The organism is Actinopolyspora lacussalsi subsp. righensis, assembly GCF_900116555.1.
Classification (GTDB): domain Bacteria; phylum Actinomycetota; class Actinomycetes; order Mycobacteriales; family Pseudonocardiaceae; genus Actinopolyspora; species Actinopolyspora lacussalsi.
The window spans coordinates 128,102-149,187 of sequence record NZ_FPAT01000006.1 but is presented as its reverse complement, the minus strand read 5'-3'; the positions used below and the strand labels follow the sequence as shown (position 1 = coordinate 149,187).

The 21,086-nt window shown below is 66.9% G+C and carries 20 protein-coding genes; 15 read left to right on the top strand and 5 right to left on the bottom strand.

What is annotated here, in order from left to right; translation table 11 throughout:
• Positions 1–101: 101 nt before the first annotated feature.
• Together BM394_RS12835 and BM394_RS12830 are read left to right on the top strand one after the other, a co-directional pair.
• Positions 102–824, top strand: a complete 723-nt coding sequence (locus tag BM394_RS12835; RefSeq protein ID WP_092978071.1) for a DUF4386 domain-containing protein — start codon at positions 102–104, stop codon at positions 822–824.
• 332 nt (positions 825–1,156) lie between these two features.
• Positions 1,157–3,325 (top strand): HelD family protein, encoded by a 2,169-nt coding sequence (locus BM394_RS12830; RefSeq protein ID WP_245780160.1) that lies wholly within the window; start codon positions 1,157–1,159, stop codon positions 3,323–3,325.
• A gap of 28 nt (positions 3,326–3,353) precedes the next feature.
• Here BM394_RS12830 and BM394_RS12825 read toward each other — a convergent pair whose 3' ends face one another.
• Positions 3,354–3,554: a DUF2795 domain-containing protein gene (locus BM394_RS12825; protein ID WP_175530084.1), complete on the bottom strand. Its 201-nt coding sequence runs from the start codon at positions 3,552–3,554 to the stop codon at positions 3,354–3,356.
• A gap of 194 nt (positions 3,555–3,748) precedes the next feature.
• On the opposite strand from BM394_RS12825, the gene BM394_RS12820 reads away from it, so the two are divergent.
• Positions 3,749–4,123 carry a MerR family transcriptional regulator gene (locus tag BM394_RS12820; protein WP_092978067.1) on the top strand — a complete coding sequence of 125 codons (375 nt, stop codon included), beginning with the start codon at positions 3,749–3,751 and terminating at the stop codon, positions 4,121–4,123.
• A gap of 143 nt (positions 4,124–4,266) precedes the next feature.
• Here BM394_RS12820 and BM394_RS12815 read toward each other — a convergent pair whose 3' ends face one another.
• Entirely contained in the window at positions 4,267–5,751 is a 1,485-nt protein-coding gene (locus tag BM394_RS12815; protein ID WP_217643484.1) for a SulP family inorganic anion transporter, read from the bottom strand.
• Positions 5,752–6,157: 406 nt separating this feature from the next.
• Between BM394_RS12815 and BM394_RS12810 the strand changes: the two genes are divergently transcribed.
• Both BM394_RS12810 and BM394_RS12805 read left to right on the top strand, forming a co-directional pair.
• A complete protein-coding gene (locus tag BM394_RS12810) occupies positions 6,158–7,762 on the top strand; it encodes a peptide chain release factor 3 (RefSeq protein WP_092978065.1) in 1,605 nt (534 codons plus the stop codon).
• Positions 7,763–7,867: 105 nt separating this feature from the next.
• Positions 7,868–9,217 (top strand): MFS transporter, encoded by a 1,350-nt coding sequence (locus BM394_RS12805; protein WP_092978063.1) that lies wholly within the window; start codon positions 7,868–7,870, stop codon positions 9,215–9,217.
• A 6-nt stretch (positions 9,218–9,223) separates the two neighbouring features.
• Here BM394_RS12805 and BM394_RS12800 read toward each other — a convergent pair whose 3' ends face one another.
• Positions 9,224–9,700 (bottom strand): Lrp/AsnC family transcriptional regulator, encoded by a 477-nt coding sequence (locus tag BM394_RS12800; RefSeq protein ID WP_092925235.1) that lies wholly within the window; start codon positions 9,698–9,700, stop codon positions 9,224–9,226.
• 105 nt (positions 9,701–9,805) lie between these two features.
• Between BM394_RS12800 and BM394_RS12795 the strand changes: the two genes are divergently transcribed.
• From BM394_RS12795 to BM394_RS12775, 5 genes are all read left to right on the top strand, one after another.
• On the top strand, positions 9,806–10,435 hold the full coding sequence (locus BM394_RS12795; protein WP_175530083.1) for a LysE family translocator: 630 nt from the start codon (positions 9,806–9,808) through the stop codon (positions 10,433–10,435).
• Between the two features lie 580 nt (positions 10,436–11,015).
• Positions 11,016–12,218: a CynX/NimT family MFS transporter gene (locus BM394_RS12790; protein ID WP_217643483.1), complete on the top strand. Its 1,203-nt coding sequence runs from the start codon at positions 11,016–11,018 to the stop codon at positions 12,216–12,218.
• 137 nt (positions 12,219–12,355) lie between these two features.
• Positions 12,356–13,135, top strand: coding sequence for an IclR family transcriptional regulator (locus BM394_RS12785; RefSeq protein ID WP_092978061.1), 780 nt, complete (start codon positions 12,356–12,358; stop codon positions 13,133–13,135).
• 329 nt (positions 13,136–13,464) lie between these two features.
• Positions 13,465–14,547 (top strand): DUF418 domain-containing protein, encoded by a 1,083-nt coding sequence (locus BM394_RS12780; RefSeq protein ID WP_217643482.1) that lies wholly within the window; start codon positions 13,465–13,467, stop codon positions 14,545–14,547.
• 460 nt (positions 14,548–15,007) lie between these two features.
• Complete coding sequence (locus BM394_RS12775) at positions 15,008–15,658, top strand: hypothetical protein (RefSeq protein WP_175530082.1); 651 nt, start codon at positions 15,008–15,010, stop codon at positions 15,656–15,658.
• Positions 15,659–16,260: 602 nt separating this feature from the next.
• Here BM394_RS12775 and BM394_RS22815 read toward each other — a convergent pair.
• Positions 16,261–16,413, bottom strand: a complete 153-nt coding sequence (locus tag BM394_RS22815; protein WP_175530081.1) for a hypothetical protein — start codon at positions 16,411–16,413, stop codon at positions 16,261–16,263.
• The gene (locus tag BM394_RS12770; RefSeq protein WP_245780159.1) at positions 16,410–16,712 is read right to left on the bottom strand and encodes an HC3 family zinc finger protein; all 303 of its coding nucleotides are present in this window, start codon (positions 16,710–16,712) and stop codon (positions 16,410–16,412) included. The genes BM394_RS22815 and BM394_RS12770 overlap by 4 nt, the downstream gene beginning before the upstream one ends.
• Positions 16,713–16,831: 119 nt before the next feature.
• Between BM394_RS12770 and BM394_RS12765 the strand changes: the two genes are divergently transcribed.
• From BM394_RS12765 to BM394_RS12750, 5 genes are all read left to right on the top strand, one after another.
• Positions 16,832–17,698, top strand: a complete 867-nt coding sequence (locus BM394_RS12765) for a helix-turn-helix domain-containing protein (RefSeq protein WP_092978059.1) — start codon at positions 16,832–16,834, stop codon at positions 17,696–17,698.
• Positions 17,699–17,712: 14 nt separating this feature from the next.
• Positions 17,713–17,916, top strand: coding sequence for a DUF397 domain-containing protein (locus BM394_RS12760; RefSeq protein ID WP_092978057.1), 204 nt, complete (start codon positions 17,713–17,715; stop codon positions 17,914–17,916).
• A 740-nt stretch (positions 17,917–18,656) separates the two neighbouring features.
• On the top strand, positions 18,657–18,992 hold the full coding sequence (locus BM394_RS22430; protein WP_139235209.1) for a hypothetical protein: 336 nt from the start codon (positions 18,657–18,659) through the stop codon (positions 18,990–18,992).
• A 26-nt stretch (positions 18,993–19,018) separates the two neighbouring features.
• Positions 19,019–19,630 carry a DUF3558 domain-containing protein gene (locus BM394_RS12755; RefSeq protein WP_092978055.1) on the top strand — a complete coding sequence of 204 codons (612 nt, stop codon included), beginning with the start codon at positions 19,019–19,021 and terminating at the stop codon, positions 19,628–19,630.
• 529 nt (positions 19,631–20,159) lie between these two features.
• A complete protein-coding gene (locus BM394_RS12750) occupies positions 20,160–20,984 on the top strand; it encodes a hypothetical protein (RefSeq protein WP_245780158.1) in 825 nt (274 codons plus the stop codon).
• Positions 20,985–21,086 lie beyond the last annotated feature (102 nt).

The window sequence follows — 21,086 nt, the reverse complement described above, 5'->3', positions numbered from 1 at the left end:
GGAGAACGGGGGAACTCCCGGATCGGCTCCGGTGTGGGAGGGCGGGGACCCTCACCGGTGCGTACCCCCACGTGAGAGCCGCGAGAGGAGAGGGGAGATCGATGCCGGAGTCGGTGGAATCGGAAGTCCGGGTACGTCGGTTCCGGACGAGATCGGCCGGGGTCATCGTTCTGCTGGGGACCGCTCTGACGTTCGTCAGTCAGTTCCTGCAGCGGCGGGGGGACATCCCGCGTGGTGATCCGGTCGGGGTTTTCGAGCACGTCCTGGGGACACCGTGGCTCGTAGCCGCGCTGCTCGGTGTCCTCGGGGTGCTCTGCTGGGGCGTGGCCTTCACAACTGCCGGGCGTACTCTGCGGGAACCGGTGGGCAGGGCTGTCGCGCGGATGACGGACCCCGTGATGGTGGTCGCGGTGGCCCTGTTCGCGGTCAACTACGCGCACGACGGTTTCAGCGGTGGAATGCTCGCACGCCGGTGGGTCTCCGGTGAACTCGAAGCCGGTGCGGCGGCGGGTGACTTCCGCGTCGTGGAGGTCCTCGTCGGTGGAATCTCCGTCCTTTCCCAGGCCCTCCTGGGACTGGCGCTGGGCGGATACGCCCTGGCGATGCTGCGGAGCCGCCAGTACCCGCGCCCGCTGTCGTGGTTGGGCGTCGTGGCCGCCGCGGGGTGGTTCCTGCTCGGTTCGGCGCTTTTCCTGCGACTTCCCTGGGTTTCCTTCGAGCTGCTCCTGCCGTTCACGGGTCTGGCAACGGTGTGGGCGCTGGGCGTGGGGATTACCCTACTGTGGCTGGGAGCCTCGGACAGGCGGCTCGAAGCCGACCGATAGGAGTTCTTCGTCCCGCTTCCCGGCGTGACTCGGTCGGTGGAACCCCCTGTCGACTCCACTGTGGACGGACCTGTCGAGGGGTTGACCGGGGCCGGGGCGGCGGTGAGGGTGTCGCGGATATGCACCAGCCCCTGAGGTTGATCCCGGTTCCCCACGATGATCCGCAGCTGTCCGGACCGGCGGTTGGTGGCCCGCGCGGCACGAGCGCGGGCGGTTACCGGGCGTGCTCCCTCACCCGCCGGCGGGCTGTCCGCGTACCGGCGAGGATCGTGATCGAGCCACTACTCTACCCTGACGTAAGGGTAGATTCTGTCCGGAGACCCGACCCGGAGGTGGCCTTGACGGACGCGGGGACGCGAGAGGAAGAGCGGGAGCGTCGGCATCTGGCCGAGACGATGCGGCTGCTGAACGCGGAGCTGGAGCGGCTGGTCGATTCCATCGACAGGTCCGCCGAGTTCATCCAGGCGCAGAAGGAGCACCTGTGGGAGCACTGGCGCGACATGGACAGCTCCGAGAAGGCCAGGTTCCGCGTCGACGTGGACCTGTCGGTCGCCCAGGGTGAGCACTCGGTGAAGCGGCGGGAACGCGTCGAACGACTGCTGGAGTCCCCCTACTTCGGGCGCGTGGACTTCCACCCGGACACCGACACCGCGGCCGAGGCCCACTACATCGGGGTGCACAACTTCTCGGACCCCGAGACCCAGGAGATCCTGATCCACGACTGGCGCGCGCCGGTGTCCACGCTGTTCTACGACTTCGAGTCGGGGCGGGCGCACTTCGAGGCGCCGGTGGGCACCATCCAGGGCGAGATCACGAGCAAGCGCCAGTACAAGATCCGGGGCGGGCAGCTGGAGTACATGTTCGAGAGCTCGCTGAACATCGGTGACGACGTGCTGCAGCGGGAGCTGGGCGAGTCCGCCGACGACCGGATGAAGAACATCGTGGCGACCATCCAGCGGGAGCAGAACGCCGTGATCCGCAACGAGACGGCGCGGGTGCTGATCCTGCAGGGTGTGGCGGGTTCCGGGAAGACGTCGATCGCGCTGCACCGTGTGGCGTTCCTGCTCTACCGCTTCAAGGACACCCTCTCGTCCGACAACATCATGATCCTCTCGCCCAACAGGGTCTTCGGTGACTACATCGCCGATGTGCTTCCCGAACTGGGCGAGGAGCAGGTCTCCGAGATCGACTTCGACCGGATCGCGGGCAAGTTCCTGGCCAAGGTCACCGGCTACGAGACGTTCAGCGAGCAGGTGATCAAGCTGCTGGAGAACGGTGACGAGGCGGCGGCCGAGCGGATGCGCTACAAGGCGACCCCCGAGTTCGTCGCCGAGTTCGACGAGTGGATCGCCGCGCGCGCGGACGAGGACTTCGTGCCCGCCGAGGTCGAGCGTAAGAGCAGACGCCTCTCGTCCGACTGGGTCGCCGACGCCTTCGAGGAGGCCCGGGGGCTTCCGATCTTCACCAGGCTCGACCGTGTGGCGAGCAGGGCCGTGAACCAGCTCAAGCGGCAGGTGCTGGACAGGGGCGGCGGCAAGTGGTCCTCCTCGGACGCTTCCAGCGTCCGCAGGCAGGTCCACGCGATGTTCCCCTACAAGGACGCGCTGGCCCTGTACAAGGCGTTCTACGACGATCCGGCCCGTCGCGGCATGTTCCAGCCGCTCGCCCGGAAGCGGATCGAGTACGCCGACGTGTTCCCGCTGATCTACACCATGATCAGGACGGCCAGGCAGGAGGGCTACGGCCACATCCGTCACCTCGTGGTCGACGAGATGCAGGACTACACGCCGGTGCAGTACGCCGTGCTGCGCGAGCTCTTCTCCTGCGACATGACGATCCTGGGCGACTCCAACCAGTCGGTGAACCCGTTCAGCTCCTCGTCACTGGCCACGATCCACAGTGTTTTCCCGGAGGCCGACTGCCTGGAGCTGTGCAAGAGCTACCGCTCCACGATCGAGATCACCGAGTTCGCCCAGCGCGTCTCCAGGAACGACAAGCTCGTTCCGATCGAGCGGCACGGGCCCCGACCCCGGATCGTCGCCTGTTCCGACGAGCGGGCGCAGCGGGAAGAGATCCTGGGCGTCGTCGAGCGGCACGGCGAGAGCGAGCACCGTTCCCTCGGCATCATCTGCAAGACCGTCACCCAGGCGGAGGCACTCCACGGCTTCCTGTCCGAGGCCGGTGTCGACCTGACCCTGCTCGACTACGAGAGCACGGAGTTCACCGGTGGCGTCGTCGTCACCTCGGCACACGTCTCCAAGGGGCTGGAGTTCGACGCCGTGATCGTCCCCGCCGTGGACGACGCGAACTACGCCGACGAGATGGACAGGTGCATGCTCTACATCGCCTGCACCAGGGCCATGCACGAACTCCACCTGACCCACGACGGGCGGCTGTCGCGTTTCCTGAAGTTCGCCGCGGAGTCAGCGGAACGTTCCGGCGACGTCGACGATGAGACGGCGGGGATCCATGACCAAGCCACGAAGACACCGGTGGGGTGACTGATCCCAGCGGGGGCGGCTTTCGCGGTCACGCCTCGACGGGCACGTCCGGGAGGTGTTCCCACAGCTCGCGCACGCTGCCGAAGCGTTTCTCGGGAAGCCGGTGGAGAACTTCGAGGAGCGCGGTGCGTGCGCCGCTGTCCTCGGCGGTAACGAGGATGTCGGAGGTGGCCGTCGGCGGTGCCTCGAATGCCTTGTCGACGGCGTCGAGTATTTCGAGTCGTGTCACCGGATGATTCGTCTGTTCGTCCACCACGTCGAGCAAAATTACCCTTACGTGACTGTAGGGTTTGGGTGGGGTTCACGGGAGCACGACGGAGCCGTGCGCGTGGTCCGTGCCCGGTCGGCTTCGTAGGTGCGCGAGAATCGTTGGTCACCGTCGTTGCGAACAGCGGGCGTTCCGGGTGGCGAGGAAAGGACGGCATGGTGGACGGGCATATGCAGATCGGTGAGGTCGCCGAGCGCACCGACCTGTCGTTGCGCACGATCCGCTACTACGAGGAAGTCGGTCTGGTCGTGCCGAGCGCGCGCAGTCAGGGTGGGTTCCGGCTGTACACCGAGGCCGATCTGCGGCGCTTGGCCGTGATCAAACGGATGAAGCCACTGGGGTTCCAGCTCGAGGAGATGCGTGAGCTGCTGGAGCTGCTCTCCCGGGACACCACCGAGCTGACGGACCACGAGCAGGAGCGGCTGCGGGATTTCCGGCACAAGGCCGATGAGCAGTGCGACCGGCTGCGGACCCGGCTGCGGACCGCCGAGGAGTTCGCCGAGACGCTGCACAAACGTCTGACCGACTGAGCCTAGCCGGGGGAGTCGGTGGGATTCCCGACCGGCTCTCGCCGTGGTGAGGACCGATGTCGGGTGGCTGGGTCCGCACGGGCGGCAGCGCGGCAGCGGTACCGCCCGTGCGGTGCTCGATCAGTGGTGCCCGATCAGTCCGATCAGTGGTGCCCGCCGAGATTGCCCGCGAGGGCGGCGTGCCGCTGCTCGCTGGGTTCGTTCATCCCCGAGATGCTCACCTCGGTGCCACGTTCCCGGTATTTGGTGGTGATCGCGTCGAGCGAGGCCACGGTGGAGGCGTCCCAGACGTGGGCCTCGGACAGGTCGATGACCACGTTGGCGGGGTCGTTGGCGTAGTCGAACTGGAACACCAGGTCGTTGCTGGAGGCGAAGAAGAGCTGGCCGGTCACGCGGTAGATCTTCGTGCTGCCGTCCGGATCGAGGACGCTGTCCACGCTGACCAGGTGCGCCACTCGGTGCGCGAAGAGCACCAGCGCCACCACCACGCCGACCACGACCCCGATGGCGAGGTTGTGGGTGAACACGGTGACCGCGACGGTGGCGAGCATGACGGTGGTCTCGCTCTTGGGCATCCTGCGCAGCGTCTTCGGGTGGATGCTGTGCCAGTCGAAGGTGCCCACCGCGACCATGACCATGACCGCGACCAGGGCGGCCATCGGAATCAGCGCGACGACGTCGCCCAGTGCGAGCACGAGCACGAGCAGCAGTGCCCCGGCGAGGAAGGTCGACAGCCTGGTCCGGGCGCCGGACTTCACGTTGATCATGGTTTGGCCGATCATCGCGCAGCCACCCATGCCGCCGAAGAAGCCGGTGACGATGTTGGCCACACCCTGTCCCCACGAGACGCGGGTCTTGTTGGAGTGGGTGTCGGTGAGGCCGTCGACGAGCTTGGCCGTCATCAACGACTCCATGAGGCCCACCAGGGCCAACGCCAGCGCGAAGGGGGCGATGATCCGCAGGGTCTCGAAGGTCATCGGTACGGCGGGGATGCCGAGCACCGGCAGGCTGTCGGGCAGCTGCCCCTGGTCACCGACCGTGGGAACGGGGATTCCCGCCGTCACGGCGATGCCGGTGACCACCACGATAGCCACCAGCGGGGCCGGGATCGCCTTGGTCAGCCGGGGCAGGCCGACCATGATGCCCAGTCCGACCGCTGCCAGTGCGTATACCTTCCAGGAGACGTCGGTCAGGTAGGGCAGCTGGGCGGTGAAGATGAGAATGGCCAGCGCGTTGACGAAGCCGACCATCACGCTGCGCGGCAGGAAGCGCATCAGCCGGGCGACGCCGAGCGCGCCGAGCAGGGCCTGCATCACCCCGCCCAGGACGACGGTGGCCACCAGGTACTCAACGCCGTGCTGCTGGGCGACGGGAGCGACGACCAGCGCGATCGCCCCGGTGGCACCGGAGATCATCGCGGGGCGCCCACCGGCGAACGCGAGCGTGACGGCCATGGTGAACGAGGCGAACAGCCCTACGCGCGGGTCCACCCCGGCGATGATGGAGAACGAGATCGCCTCGGGAATGAGCGCGAGCGCGACGACGAGTCCGGCCAGCGCCTCGGTGCGCAACACACGCGGGGGCAGCCAGGACGGACGTGTTCGCAGGACAGCAGGAAGCGACATCATCTTCTTTCGACAACGACGGAAACGGAAAAGTCGACCCCAGTGGGGGGCCACGCCGATGGGGCCCCGCGATCGAGTCCAACACTACCCTTACGTCAGGGAAGGTTTGGGAAAAATGTGACGCGGCTCGAAGTGTGACTCGACTTACCGCGCTGTTTCCCGTGCGAGGCAGCCCCCGCTCGACGTTGTTCCCGCCGGACGCCGGTTCTCGCGCACTCGGCCCGGCCGGGGGTGCGGGTAGCTCCGCGCACGGAAACCTACACTGACGTAAGTGTTGTGTACGGGGGTCTCGACCGGCGGTACCCCGGCACGGCAGCGTTTTCGTATCGGGACGGCGCGGATCGACGTGGCGGTCCGGCCGCGTGGTGTTTCGACGAACCTCGGTGATCCGGCTACAGCGGGAGACAGATTGAGCACGGCCCCTCAGACCCAGCACGCGGATCCGGCGGGGGAGGCGGCGCGGCGCCGCACCTTCGCGGTGATCAGTCACCCGGACGCGGGCAAGTCGACCCTGACCGAGGCGTTGGCGCTGCACGCGAAGGTGATTTCGGAGGCCGGTGCGGTACACGGCAAGGCCGGTCGTCGCGGGGTCGTCTCGGACTGGCTGGACATGGAACAGGCACGAGGTATCTCGATCACCTCGGCGGCGCTGCAGTTCGAGTACGACGACTGCGTCATCAACCTGCTGGACACGCCGGGCCACGCCGACTTCTCCGAGGACACCTACCGGGTGCTGGCGGCGGTGGACTCGGCGGTGATGCTGCTGGACGCCGCGAAGGGCCTGGAACCGCAGACGCTGAAACTGTTCGACGTCTGCCGCCACCGCGACATCCCGGTGATCACCTTCATCAACAAGTGGGACCGTCCCGGGCGCGAGGCGCTGCAGTTGTGCGACGAGATCAGCGAGCGGATCGGGCTGCGGCCGATGCCGCTGACCTGGCCGGTCGGCGAGGCCGGGCACTTCGAGGGCGTGCTCGACCGTGAGTCCGGGGAGTTCGTCGGCTACGAGCGCGCCGACGGCGGCGCCCACCTCGCGCGGGAGAACCGCCTGACCGCGGCGGAAGCCGCGTCGGAGGTCGGCGAGGAGTGGGACCGGGCCGTCGAGGAGTCCGAGCTGCTGACGGAATCCGGTGGTGACCTCGACACCGAGGCGTTCCACGCGGCAGTGGCCACCCCGGTGCTGTTCGGTTCGGCGGTGCGCAACTTCGGTGTCGGGCAGCTGCTCGACCTGCTGGTGCGGTTGGCGCCCCAACCCACCGCCCGGCCGGACACGCGGGGGAACCCCCGAGCGCTCGACGCGCCGTTCTCGGCGTTCGTCTTCAAGGTGCAGACCGGTATGGACCCCGCCCACCGGGACCGGGTGGCGTTCGCCCGGGTGTGCTCCGGCGAGTTCGAGCGCGGCATGGTCGCCACCCACGCCGCCACCGGCAAGCCCTTCGCCACCAAGTACGCCCAGCACATGTTCGGCCAACAGCGCGACACCGTCGAGACCGCCTACCCCGGCGACGTGGTCGGCCTGGTCAACGCCTCCGCGCTCGGCGTGGGGGACACGTTGTACGGGGGCAAGCCCGCCGTCGAGTTCCCAGGCATCCCCAGTTTCGCCCCGGAGCACTTCGCGGTGGCCCGCACGAGCGATCCCGGCCGGGCGAAGCAGTTCCGGCGCGGTGTCGAACAGCTGGCCCAGGAGGGCGTCATCCAGGTGCTGCACTCCGAGGTTCGTGGTGAGGGAGCTCCGGTGCTCGCGGCGGTCGGGCCGATGCAGTTCGACGTCGTCACACAACGGATGGAGTCGGAGTTCCGCGCGCCGATCAAGCTGGAACGGCTGCCCTACCAGGTGGTGCGCCTGGTCGGCGACCGGAACCAGAGCACCGCACTGCGGACCCACAACAGCGAGGTCCTGGAACGCCGCGACGGCGTCACCCTGGCCGTGTTCACCGACAACATCGCGCTGCGCTCGCTCGTGCGGCTGAACCCGGATCTGGACCTGCGCCACCTGGTCGCCGACGCGGAGTGATCCCCGTCTTTCGACGGGTTCCCGGATTCCGTCCGATACCGTCGCTTCCAGACCGATCCCGTCGCTTCCGACCGGCCACCACGAGTCGACCGAGGACCCCGCCCAGTGCCCACCACTTCCGACGGCTCCGGTAACAGCACTACAGCGACGAACACCACGACAGCGGCCGAGCCTCGCCTCTCTCGCGTGGTCGTTCCCACCGCGACGGCACTGGCGCTGACCGCCCCGGGACAGACCCCGGCCGTGTCGGTCTTCGTCGATCCGATCATCGAGTCGTTGGGAATCTCCCGCACCGTGGTCTCGACCGCCTACATGGCGGGTTCGATCTCCGGCGCGCTCGTCATGCCGCTGCTGGGACGCGTCATCGACCGCTTCGGCCCTCGCACGATCATGGCCGCCATCGGTGCCTGCTTCGGGATAATCCTGCTCGCCGCGTCCACCGTGTCCGGCATCATCGGCCTGACCGCGGCCTTCATCGGAATCCGGGTCGGTGGGCAGGGAGCGCTCAACCTGGTGGCCACCACCACCGTGGCCGTCTACGTCCACCGCCGCCGCGGCTTCGCGATGGGCCTCACCTCGGCCATTGGCACGGCGGGCATCTCCCTGGTACCGGTGCTGCTCGAACGGCTCGTCTCCCAGCTGGGCTGGCGCGAGGTCTGGGCCCTGGAAGGGGCGGTCGTCCTCGCGCTCGTCGTCCCCGCCGCGCTGCTCGTCCTACCGCGCAACCCACCGCGATCCGAAGAACACCGGCGGGAATCCACTTCCGGCGACGGCGGAACCGGCCGCCGGAACGGCCCTGCCGTGGACTGGACGCTGCCCGAGGCGATGCGCACCGGCATGTTCTGGGTCGTCGCGAGCGGTGTCGGGGTGTGCAGCCTCGTGGCCACCGCGCTGACCTTCCACCAGGTCTCGTTGCTCGGCGAGCGGGGGCTGAGCGCCGCGCAGGCCGCGGCCGTGTTCATTCCCCAGACGCTGGCCGGACTCGCCGCCAGCTTCCTACTCGGCTGGCTCGCGGACCACGTGGCCGACCGCGTGCTCATCGTCGCCACCATGACCGTCCTCGCCGTGGCCACGCTCGGCGCCGGATGGGTCCACCCCGGTTGGACCGCCTTCGCCTACGGACTCGCGCTCGGCGTGTGCACCAACGGCATCCGCACCCTGGAAGCCGTGGCCTTTCCCCGTTGCTTCGGGCTGCGCCACATCGGCGCCATCCGAGGGGTCGTCCACTCCGTCACCGTCGGAGCCTCCGCCTTCGGGCCGCCGCTGCTGGCGATCGGGCGTTCGATGACCGTGTCCTACCGGCCCGTGCTTCTCGTGCTCTGCCTGCTGCCCGTCACGGTCGTGGTGGCCGCAGCGCTGGTCCGGCACCCGCCACCGGCCCCTCCGGGCCGGGCCCCGACCGAGCGGAAGGAGGAGCGGCCCGCCACTGACCCGTCCGAGGATCGGGTCGACTGACGACGCTCACTCGTCCGGCGGAAGGAGCGGACCTCCGAGCCATCTCTGGAACACGAGGTTCGTGTGCACCAGGGCTATCTCGTCACGTGCGGTGAGTTCGTCGAGCACCAGTCGTTGCAGGGCATTCGCGTTCTCCGCCGCCACGTGAATGAGGAAGTCGTCGGGGCCCGTCAGGTGGTAGAGCTCGCGGGTCTCGGGCTGGTTGAGGACGTGTTCGACGAAGGGGTCCACCAGCGGACGACGATGCGGCTGCATCCGGACGTAGAGCAGTGCTTCCAGCGGTCGATCGAGCTTGGCCGGATCGACTCGTAGCTGATACCCAACGATGACTCCGGTTTCGCGGAGTCTGTTCACCCGGTCCAGACAAGTGGACGGTGCGATCCCGACCGTCGCGGCCAGTTCTTTGTTGGGGAGCCGGGCATTGTTCTGCAGTGCCGCCAGAATTTTGAGATCCACCGAATCCAATGGGACAGATCGGGACATTGGTCGAATTCTACACGGATGTGTTGTCCTTTCCCGTGTTGTCAGCGGAGACTTTGGTCCAGTCGCGCCGAGAATGTTGAACCGGTCTCACTCAATTGGACCATTATGATCGAGCATGTTTTCGTCTTCATCGGCACGACCGTGCTGATGCTGGTCGTCCCCGGACCGGATTTCGTACTGGTGACCAGGAATGCCGTGGCCGGTGACCGAACTCGGGGATACCGGACGATGGTGGGCATCTGCGCGGGACTGGCGTTGCTGACCATGATCACTGCCAGTGGGCTGGCAGCGGTGATAGCGGCCAGCACCACCATGCTGACGATCCTGCGCATGGCCGGAGGTGTCTACCTCCTGGCGCTCGGCGGCTTCGTCCTGCTGTCGCTGTTGCGTCGGCGGCAGCGTCCTCCCGCTACGACCCCACCGCCGCCGCGACGGGCGAACTCGCCGTTCCTGCAGGGATTTCTCAACAACGTGCTCAACCCGAAGGCACTGCTGTTCTACCTCACCTTCATGCCGCAGTTCCTGCTCGCGTCGGGGCCGCCCGTGTTCGTGCAGACCCTGTTCATGGGGATGCTGGTGGTCGGCTGCGCCGCGATCTGGTGGACCCTGTACGTCACCGCGCTCGGTTCGATCCACACCACGCTCGCACGCGGGTCCGTCCGCACCGCCGTCGACGCCGGGGCCGGGACAGCGCTCGGCGCGCTCGGCGCGGTGACTCTCGTGGGGGGACTGTGAGCATCCCCGCGGGTTGTTCTCGCGTCGAGAGCGGCGGAAGAATTTCTCCGCGAGGGCTTCCGGACGGTTTCCGATTCCTCGGATTCTTCGGATTCCTCGCGGCGGAGTTCCGTCGGGCCCCTTCGTCGACCACACCATGTTCGGACCGCCGTGCTCGTGACACCGCGCTGAACCCGTGACGGTTTCGGGCGACGGATGCTCCCGCGCAAACGCGCTCGTGCGGCGCGACGCCGCCCTACCGTCCCCCGGCGAACGGCCCGGTGCCCCGTATCACGATCCGGAAGGCTCTCCCCCGGAGCCGGGTTCGTGATTTCGTGTGGGAGTGGCAGTTTCTACACCTGTTCGCCGCGAAGCGGCGACGATCGCCGCCGATTCCGCAGCCGACCGCCCAACTGACCGTGCCGTCGACCCCGCAACCGACCGTGCCGTCTGGCGAGGCCGTTCCGGAGCGTTCCGCGTCATTGCGGTACGTCGACGTGGGGTGCCGTCCTCCCGCGCGGCTCCCGAGTCGAGTGCGACGAGCCCGACGCGAGGCTCGCGACCGCTGTCGGGAGCACGCCGGACGGGAGGGCGGTGAACGGTGCGGAAGCGTTCGGTGTGGCTGCTGGTGGCGATCGCGGCGCTGGCGCTGAACCTGCGTCCGCCGTTCACGGCGGCGGGCGCGCTGCTGCCGGACATCGCGGCCGGACTGGGGATGTCCACCGGGATCGCGGGCCTGCTGCCGACCCTGCCGGTGGTCTGCCTCGGTGTGTTCGCGCTCGCGGCCACCTCCATCCGCCACCGGTGGGGCGACGAGGGCGTGGTCGCGGTCTGCCTGCCGCTGCTGGTGCTGGGCAGCCTGCTCCGCGCGGGGCCGGGAACGGTGACGCTGTTCGGCGGCACGATCGTGGTCGGCGCGGCCGTCGGAATCGCCAACGTCACGCTCCCCGCGCTGATCAAGCGGGAGTACCCGGGCAGCGTGACGCTGGTGACCTCGCTCTACACCGTGTTCCTCACGCTCGGCAGCAGCCTCGCCGCGGCGCTGGCCGTGCCGCTGATGCGTGCCGCCGGCGGCTCCTGGCGGGTGCCGCTGATCGCGCTGGCCGGACTCGCACTGCTGGCCGGCCTCGTGTGGCTGCCGTTCCTGCGGCGTGGTCGCGCGATCACCCCCGATTCCGGCGTTTCGGCCGTGGAGCTGCTGCGCAGCCCGCTGGCCTGGCAGGTGACCGCGTTCATGGGGCTGCAGTCGTTGCTGGCCTACGTGGTGTTCGGCTGGCTGCCCACCATCGCCCAGGACCGAGGGATGGCCGCCACCGCCGCTGGACTGGTGCTCTCGGTGTCCACGCTGGTGCAGGCGCTCGGCGCGATGGCACTGCCGCTGCTGGCGGGCAGACGTGCGGACCAGCGGGTGCTGGGTGTGTCGCTGCTGGCGGTCTCGGCGTTGGGGCTGCTCGGGGTCTTCCTGGCGCCGCTCTCCTGGATGTGGGCGGCGGCCGTGGTGCTCGGCTTCGGGATGGGCGCGCTGTTCGGCCTCGCGCTGAGCGTGATCGGGCTGCGTGCCGCGGACGCTGCCGTGGCGTCCCGGTTGTCGGCGATGGCACAGGCGGTGGGTTATCTGGTCGCGGCTACCGGACCGCTGTTCGTCGGGCTGCTGCACCAGATCAGCGGTGGTTGGACGCTGTCGATGTGGCTGCTGCTGGCGGTGTGTCTGTTCGGCGCGCTGGCCGCGCTCGGTGCGGGTAGGCCACTGCGCATCGGTGCGGAATCGGCGGTGCGCCGTTCGGGTGAGCGCTCGGTGGGCTGATCACCGAATCCGCTGTGTGCGCCGTTTCACCCTCCCAGTATCTTTCCGGGTGAGGGCCGGTACGTGGCAGGTGTTCGCGACGCGGCGACCGCGTCCCACGACCGGGGTCCCCGACGCCGAGGAATCGGGAGAGGTCGATGGCGGGCAACAGCAGGCAGTCAGGTCGTTCGGTCACCGAGCGTGCGCTGAGCGTGCTCACCGCCTTCGGTCCGGACGCCGACAGGTTGTCGTTGACCGAGATCTCCCACCGTGCCGAGATCCCGCTGGCGACCGCGCACCGCCTGGTGGGGGAACTGGAGAACTGGGGCGCGTTGCAGCGCGAGTCCGACGGGCGCTACGCGATCGGGTTGCGGCTGTGGGAGCTCGGGCTGCTCGCTCCGGTGCACACCGGGCTGCGCGGGGTGGCGATGCCCTACATGCAGCAGCTGCACGAGCAGACCGGCGCCAACGTGCAGCTGGCGGTGCGCGACGGGCTGCAGGCCGTCTACGTCGAGAAGCTCACCGGCAGGCGCTCCACCCCGATCATCTCCCGCAGCGGTGGCAGGCTGCCGCTGCACACCACCGGCGTGGGCAAGGTGCTGCTGGCGCACGCCTCGCGGGAGGAGGTGCAGGAGTACTGCGCCCACCACCTCTCCCGCCACACCCCCTACACGATCGTCGAGCCGGGCAGGTTGGTGCGCGAGATCGGCGGGATCCAGCGGCGCGGTTTCGCCTGGACCACCGAGGAGATGACGCTGGGTTCCTGCTCGGTGGCCGTGCCCGTGCGTTCCGAGGGCGAGGTGGTGGCCGCGCTCGGGCTGGTGGTCGACAGCGCGCGTGCCGAGGTCGCCAAGCTGGTCCGGCCGCTCTCCCGGGCCGCCGGGTCGATCGGGGAGCGGTTGGCCGAGGCGAACCGGACGACGGCCGGTGTGGACTGATTGAGGTTTTCCGGTCGCGGCCGCTCGTAATCGGTCCGATTCGGACACATCGCCGAAAGCCCGGGCCGTCCCGTCCGGAATCGGATCCGCCGAAATTCCCTCGGAAGGATTGTCCGCGCGGCCCGCGCCCGAGGCTCCCGTCGGGGATGACCCTGAGTTCCGCCCCTCGATAACGGGGCAGGATTCCGGATCATTCTCGGGATGAACCCGCATGCGCCTCGCGATCTCTCGCGGAAAACTGTGCCGTGGCCGGAGAGGCCGCGGTTCGCGCACCGGTTCGCTCTCCCCGGCCGGTCAGTTTTCCGCGTCAGCGACAGCCGGGTGAAGCAGTGAGTTCCAGCCGTCCCGAAGAGTCCACAAGGGACAAAACAACCGAACGGGCGGACGCGGCCGAACCGGCCGGTTCCGCCGCACCGCGCGCTTCGGAGGTTCCTTCCCGCCGGGGTCGCGTCCGCGCGCTCGACGCCGTACGCGGCCTGGCCATCTGTGGGATCCTGCTGGTCAACATCCCGCAGATCACCCGCATGCGCGGCGCCCCGGAACCGGGGGTGTACGTGCCCGCCGAGTACTGGTCGCAGCTGCTGGTTCACCAGCGGTTCTTCCCGGTCTTCTCGTTCCTGTTCGGGTTGAGCTTCGCGATCTTCCTGGACGGTGCCGCCCGCCGCACCTCCGTGCCGCGAGTGGTGCTGCTGCGCAGGATGGTCGCTCTCGGCGTGGTCGGGGCGCTGCACCACTTCCTGCAGCCGGGTGAGGCGTTGCTGCCCTACGCGATCGTCGGCATCGCCGTGCTGCTGCCCGCCAGCTGGCTGCCCCGTTGGCTGGTGCTGCTCGCCGGTGTCCTCTGCACCGCCGCGGCCGTGCTGTTGCTGTACGGCGGTACCGCGCTCATTCCCGGACTGTTCCTGCTGGGGCTGGCCACCGCGCGGTACGGGGTCCACGACCGGCTCGACCGGTCGAACACGGCCGTGGCACTGGTGTTCGCGCTGTCGCTGGCCGCCGCCGCTCCGCTGCTCCACTGGCAGAGCGGCGACATCGTGCGCAACAGCTACTCCCACGGCGCGGCGGCGGCCGGGATCCTCCTCGCCTCGGCCTACGTCACCGGTCTGCTCCTGCTGCTGCGCACTCGGGTGGGGCCGGCGGTGTCCGCTGTTCTCGAACCGCTCGGCAGGATGGCGCTGACCAACTACCTGACGGCGACCCTGCTGGTCGTGGCCCTGGCGCCCGTGCTGGGGCTGCCGCACTCGATGCGGTTCGGCACGGCGTTCGCGCTCGCGGGGGGCATCCTCGGCGTGCAGGTTCTCTGGAGCCGCTGGTGGCTGCGCCGGTTCCGCTACGGCCCGTTCGAGTGGGCCTGGCGGGTCGTGACCTGGTGGTCGCCGGTTCCGCTGCGCGGTGCCGGGCAGGGCGTCTGATCGAGGTTTTTCGGTCGGGTTGTCGGGTCGCTCGGCGGAACCTCCCGACGGCTCTCGCTCCGGGAGGCCCGACATCGGGTAGGTGCCGCACGATGTCGGGGCTCTCGATGATTCGGCATGTGCGGGGTGGTTGTGGGGATCCGCCCCGCTGTGGCCGAATTATGTCGGCCGTTCACTCGGATGGTGAAAATCAGCGAGAGGTGTCGGGTGTCGGTTCGCCGCTTACTCACCCGAATGGCGGTCAAGCCGGACCGAATCTCCCGAACCATTCAGCTACCGGTCACCGACGTCTGCTGGCCGTCTGTCGCAGCGAACCCGAGGTGAGCGCATAGAACCCCCTCGTGGCTGTTCTAGTCGGGTGCACGTGCAGATGCGCCGAGTAGGCGGCGCCGGAGCCGTTCCGACGGTTCCGCCCGCTTCGGCCGTTGGTTTCGCGCAATCACCCTTGGAGGCGGGAAAATTGACCGCGACACCTGGATACGCCGCGAGAGACAACCGCGGTGACAACGGGATTCGAATCTGTTCGACCGGGCTCACCGACACGTGTGATCTGCCGAGCTCCGTGGAGGAGCTGGCCGACCTCGCCGTCGGAACGCTCGATTGGACGGGCAGCGTGCTGCCCGCGGTGCGGCTGCTGGGGCGGCGTGTCGTCCCGGTCGCCGAGCTGGTTCCGGACGCGCACGCCGAACGGGTCTGCGTCGGCAGTGCACCGGTGCTGGACCGCACGGAGATCGCCACCTGGGTGTGGCCGGAGATGAGCGACCGGGTGCCGCCCGCCGCCGCGCGGCTGTCCGGGGTGCTCGCCCCGGCGCGGCACTGGCGTACCGCGCTGACCGCCGTGGTGCCCTTCGCGCGCTTCACCAGCGCGGCGATCGTGGTCCCGCGCAGCGTCAGCGACCGCGACGGTTTCGTCTCGACCTGCCTGATCAGAGCCAGGCAGTTCGGTGTGGCGGTGCTCAGCGCCGACGAGAACAGCATCCGCGTGGAGCTGGAGGGCAGGTCGTTCGCGGACAGCGCTCCCGTGGAGCAGACCGCCGTTTCCCGCTGGGTCAACGAAGTGGTCTACGACCAGCTGCTGGCTTCCGAGACCCCCGCGCCTTCGCGCAACTGAGGTCCAACGACCGGTTTCGACACGTGCGCTGCCGGATGTGCGCTGCCGAAACCGCCCGACACCGTGGTTGGAAGATCGCCTGCCGGATGTTCGGCGCTCGTAGGCGGTTCGCGGGATCTCGTGGGGGTTGTTGACTGTTCCCATCCCTGTGTAACTGTATGTAGAATAGTGTGATACTTTCCGTATTGAAGGAGCTCGGGGTGGCGAAAACCAAGCCGTGTCGAGGTCTTTCGAGTGTCCGCTACGGCGGCGTCCACGGAGAGTTGCGCCGGGACGGTAAACAAGCCCGCTGGAAACCCCGGTGAGACCAGCGCTGCTGGCATGGGGTATCGCCACGGGAAGACCGCACCTACGGGGTGCGGCCAAGGCCGCGTAGCGATACGACGGCTCAGGAACACTTTTACACGTTTCCTGAACGGTCCACGCGCGATACGAGCAGCCCCGGGTTCTTCCGCGGAGTCCGGCGCGGGCCCGGTGTCGGTTTCCAGTCGGGGAGCAGCGAGGATCGCGGCGAGCGGTTACTGACTGACATATCGGCGAGGGCCGACATCGCGGGTGCGGTGTCGGCCCTTCTCGTGTTCGCGGGGCATCCTTCGGCGGGGTCACGCCGCGACGAGCCGATGTCGTTCGCCGTGCCCGCCGCGTAGTGGGGCCAGGGCGCTGCCCACCGCCAGCGCCAGCGCCGTTCCCAACAGCCACAGCAACCCGAGTGGTTGGTGCGGCACAGCCGGACCCAGCGTGCTGGCCGCCGTCACAGCGCGCCTCCGTCCCGGCCGAAGCGTTCGCGGAGCTTGCGACTGGTCTCCTGCTCGCGCTGTTCTTGTTCGCGGCCGTGTTCGATGGCCGCGCTCATGCAGATGTCACAGGTCGGCACCAGCCAGTCCACCTCGGACGGATCCGTCAGCACGACCTGCTGCCCGCACAACGTGTCGCGCCGCTGCTCCGGACGCGGCCGGACCTCCCGCGAGAAGGCGTGGCGAAACCCGCCCACCGGGTTCCACCACACCACCGGACCCGACCAACCCCAACCCAACAACGGAACCTCAAGCACCACGAACACTCCTTACTACTCAACGTACGTGTAAAATCACCTTTCGTTATCGACAGTAGATGACGATAATCTAATTAGATAGCCAGATCACCAGAAAGCGTGACGCAGTGAAGGAGCGTTCGATGGCCCCGAGCTCACCGACCGTCGCCGCCTGGGAACTCGGACGTCGGCTCCGCGAGAAGCGCAGCGAAGCCGGGTTGAGTGCCACCGCCGCTGCCAAGCGGTTCGGGATTACGGCGGCCTACCTGTCGGAGTTCGAGAACGGGAAGAAAAACATCGGCGAGGAACGACTCACGACGTTGGCCGAAGTGTACGAACTCGATAGCCAGGAAGCCGCTGAACTGCGTAACCTGCGCGACGAAGCGGGTAACCGTGGTTGGTGGAGCGACTACTCTGCCCTGTTCAGCGACGAGCTACTGCGCTTTTTCGGCTACGAGCACGGCTCGGAGAGCGTGCGCTCCTACGACAGCGCCATCGTCAACGGACTACTGCAAACCGAGAACTATGCCCGGGCCGTTATCGAGGCAGGCGCACCCAACATCCGGCTGGCCGAAGTGGAACGCAGACTCGAATGCCGCAGGAGGAGACAGCATCGCATCACCGGCTCGGAGCCGCTCCAGCTCAGCTCGGTGATGAGTGAAGCAGCGCTGCATCAACGGATCGGCGGCACCGAAGTGCTTGCCGAGCAGCTCGATCACCTCGTCGAGCTCATCAACGCTTACCCTGACACTCTCGACATTCGCGTCGTGCCCTTCGAAGCGACCGGGCACGACGCGATCGGCGGTTCACCGTTCCTGCTCATGACGTTTCCCACCGGCAAGCTGCCCATGCTGCTGTGGCACGAAACCGTGACGAGCACACAACTGATCACCGATTCACTGACCATTCGCGAACACAGCCTCGCACACACCGAAGCGAGCAAAGCCGCCCTGAGCCGCGAAGAGTCGTTGGACAAAATCGTCTCCGCTTCCCGGAACTTGCGAGAATAACTACAGTCCCAGGTATGGCAGGAAAAAACGCACCGCACACTTGGCGTAAGTCCAGCCGCAGCGCCAACAACGCCCACTGCGTCGAAGTGGCCTTGACCAGCCGGGCTGTCGGCATCCGCGACACCAAGGACCGTGCTGGCGGCACCCTCACCGTGACCCCCGCGGCCTGGGCCGGATTCCTGAACCACCTCAGAACCGGCGGCTACGACCAGGGCTGACCCAACCAAGCGCCGTTTACGCCGTGGCCGGGGCGTCGATTTCCCACGAAATTCACGAAGCCCCGGTGTGGTGGACTGAGCGTTGTGCGGTTGTCGGCCTGTGGCTCGGGGCTGGTCTGCTTGGGCCGCGGGGCTGAGGGGACACCTATTGGGATTAGGCAACTTTACTGTAACGATTTGTTCGGCTTCCGAATGTTTCATCGGAAGATTTAGCGCTCGGTGGTCTGGTGACTCTGCCGTGGTGGCCCCGAGTTGATCCTCCGGTGTCAGCGGTGTCGGTACTGACCGCTCGGATTGTGATCCTGCTGCTTGCGTCGGACGGAATCAGTGAAGCAATACGAAGTGTGTCCGGAAACGGACCTCTTCTTTTGTTTGCTTTCGCAAATCAGTGGTTGAGCAGCTGAAATCTATTCCAGAAACGTGAGAGCTGTTGCTGACCGTAATCGATCGGTGATCCGCGGCTGACATTACATCGGGCTTCCCGGTGCGCCAGTGCTGGGGTAAGAACGTGGTTGAAGGTCATGCGGGTGGGTGAGTAGTGGCGGTAGCTCTTTACTCGTACGAGGGATCACTATGGGTGGGCTGAGCCGTTCGAGTGATCGCAGTGTGTTTTCCGGAACACGTTAGAGTGTCGATCGTCATAGTGATAGTGGGTCTGTTCTGCTGACGTGGCGTGCGCTGGTCCGGCAGGATGTGGCCCGGTTTCGGATCATGGCCCAGGGGACCAGGGGGAAGCAGACTTGAGTCAGCAGAACGGCTTCGGCGTTGACCACGAGAAGCTACGTGAAGCCATCAAGGAACTCGAAGTCGCACGTGACGAGGCGTTCGACCTGTCGCGTCAGGTACTTTCGAGTACTCCAGGTGAACTGACCGCTTACGACGATACTACTCAGCAGGCACGTAGTGTATTCGAGATGCGGATGAATGGTTCTGAAGGATCACTACGTAGCGCTGCGGTTGCTATTCAGGACAAAATTCAAGAAAAGATTGATGCCTACTATGCTGTACTTGGGGAGTACGACAAAGCCGATGACAACGCGTCAGTAGTCCAAGGTAATGCGGAGAGGAAGAGCTGAGAATCGTGGATAGCGTAAGCAGTACGATGCGACGCGGCGCTGCTGTCCTGACGGCGCTCGTGCTGAGTTTAATGCTGGCTGCATGTTCTTCCGATGCGGTTGATGAGGGCGATGAGGGCGGAGCATCGGGGTCGACGAGAACCAGCGAGGTGACGGGTTCACAGTCGCAGACCGAGGTTGAGATCGCTAACCCGAAGGACGCAGCTGCACTTGAACCATGTGAGTTGCTTCCTGCTCAAGCTGCGAAATCGTTAGGGATGAAAACTCGCGGGGAGAGAAAGCCGAACGATATCAACCCATCTCTCCCAGACGCATGCGATTGGGAAACACCAGACGGTGGGGCCGAAAAAATATCTCTTACTGCGTTCGGTGAAAGGTCTATTCAGTCTTACTATGACAACAAATCGCAGTATGGCCACTTCGAGAAATTGAGTATATCGAACTATCCTGCTGTGGTTGCTATGGATTCTTCTCCGATGGAAACCGGAATATGCTCCGTATTCTTGGCTTCTAAACAGGGTGAGGTAGTGGGGTCTGTCGCGAACGTTACGTACGACAGGGTCGGCAAGGTGGACCCTTGCTCTACCGCCAAAAAGGCTCTTAAATTGTCGTTGCCGTCGTGGCCTGCGGCGAAGTGAGAAGGTGGGGGTAATGTCTTCGAGTCCTACTGTTCCGATCAAGTGTTATGCGAGTCAGGCGAAGGACATCCGGGCCAGTATGGCCGGTTCACCGGACGCGACCCAGCTTCCATCGGCGAGTAGTCAAGGGTCGACCACGTTTGGTGTTGCTTCGACGAAGTTCCAGAACATTATCAACAGGGTCGACTTTGCGTTGAAAAAGGCTGACGAAGCCCACGTCGGCCGTGCCGCCGAATCGGCGAATTCTTCTATTGCCGAGGTTAAGCCGATCGCTCAAGACGCAATCAAGTTCACCGTAGATGTTCAGAAAGCGTTGGACGCTCAGGCCGGCACGCAGCACAAGGCCTTCCAGGATCTTCCGGTTGAGGGTGGCAAGCTCTCCGATGGTGGTCCGGCTCAGTTGGAGGTTCCGGAGAAGAATTGGGCGGATGACAGTGGGGTTAGTGGTTTTCCTGGGTTGGGGTGGACCAGTGACTACGAGGAGAAGCAGGAGCGCTATCGGGCTACGAATGAGGAGGCCAATAGTGTGATGGCTCGGTATACGGAGCAGACCACGGCGGCCACGCAGGGGTTGCCGGAGTTCACGCCGCAGGAGGCCTCGGATACGGACGCGTCGCGGCAGGCCGATTACGGCGGTAGTGCGGGCAGCGTGGTGGCGGGCAGCACCTTCGACAGCGGTGTGGGCTCGGGTTATGCGGTGCCGGCTTCCTCGTCCTCGGCGTGGGCCGGGGGTTCTGGCGGTTCGGTTGGTTCGGTCGGTGGGTCGCATGTCCCGTCGGGTGGTTCCGGTGTGGGTGGTGGTTCCTACACCTCGCAGCCGGCCGGTTCCGGGTCGGCGTGGGTGAATCCTTCGGGTGGTGGTTCCGCGGGCAACGGCTCGCTTCCGCCGGGCGCGGTGCGCGGTTCGGATGGCACGGTCTACCGGCAGGGTCCTGATGGGGGTTGGCAGCGGCAGAATCCGTACAACGGCCGGTGGGCGCCGGCTCCGAGTGGTCCGCCGGGGGTGTCCGGTGGTTCCGGCTCGGGTGGTCGTGCCGGTGGTTCCGCTGGAGGTGTCGGTGGTCGTGCCGGTGGGCTCGGTGGTTCCGGTTCGGGTGAGCCGGCTGCTGGTGGTCGGTCCGGGACGGGCTCTTATGGTCCGAAGGGCGGTGGCTCGGTGGTGTCGGGTGCCAATGCTGCCGGTGGTGGTCGTGGTGGGCCGATGGGTGGTGCCGGGGCTCGGCAGGGCGGTGGTGACGAGGAGGAGCACGATCGTCCGAGCTGGTTGGTCGAGGACGAGGACGTGTTCACCAACGACATGCAACGTGTCGCTCCGCCGGTGCTGGGTGAGACCCCCTACGAGCAAGGCCGCTGACCAGCGGTATCACCGAAGCGAGGCAACAGGCCGTCCCACCCCGACAACGGGACGGCGCCCAATCGAGACCGAGGCGAACACTCGCGTGGAGCCGGGCGCGGG

Bases quoted from the DNA above. Each gene is read 5' to 3' on its own strand.
- BM394_RS12785 (WP_092978061.1), top strand. From the start codon at position 12,356: ATGGCGGGCAACAGCAGGCAGTCAGGTCGTTCGGTCACCGAGCGTGCG.
- BM394_RS12795 (WP_175530083.1), top strand. From the start codon at position 9,806: ATGATCGAGCATGTTTTCGTCTTCATCGGCACGACCGTGCTGATGCTG.
- BM394_RS12835 (WP_092978071.1), top strand. From the start codon at position 102: ATGCCGGAGTCGGTGGAATCGGAAGTCCGGGTACGTCGGTTCCGGACG.
- BM394_RS12760 (WP_092978057.1), top strand. From the start codon at position 17,713: ATGGCAGGAAAAAACGCACCGCACACTTGGCGTAAGTCCAGCCGCAGC.
- BM394_RS12755 (WP_092978055.1), top strand. From the start codon at position 19,019: ATGCGACGCGGCGCTGCTGTCCTGACGGCGCTCGTGCTGAGTTTAATG.
- BM394_RS12750 (WP_245780158.1), top strand. From the start codon at position 20,160: ATGGCTCGGTATACGGAGCAGACCACGGCGGCCACGCAGGGGTTGCCG.
- BM394_RS12800 (WP_092925235.1), bottom strand. From the start codon at position 9,700: ATGTCCCGATCTGTCCCATTGGATTCGGTGGATCTCAAAATTCTGGCG.
- BM394_RS12765 (WP_092978059.1), top strand. From the start codon at position 16,832: ATGGCCCCGAGCTCACCGACCGTCGCCGCCTGGGAACTCGGACGTCGG.
- BM394_RS12820 (WP_092978067.1), top strand. From the start codon at position 3,749: ATGGTGGACGGGCATATGCAGATCGGTGAGGTCGCCGAGCGCACCGAC.
- BM394_RS12815 (WP_217643484.1), bottom strand. From the start codon at position 5,751: ATGATGTCGCTTCCTGCTGTCCTGCGAACACGTCCGTCCTGGCTGCCC.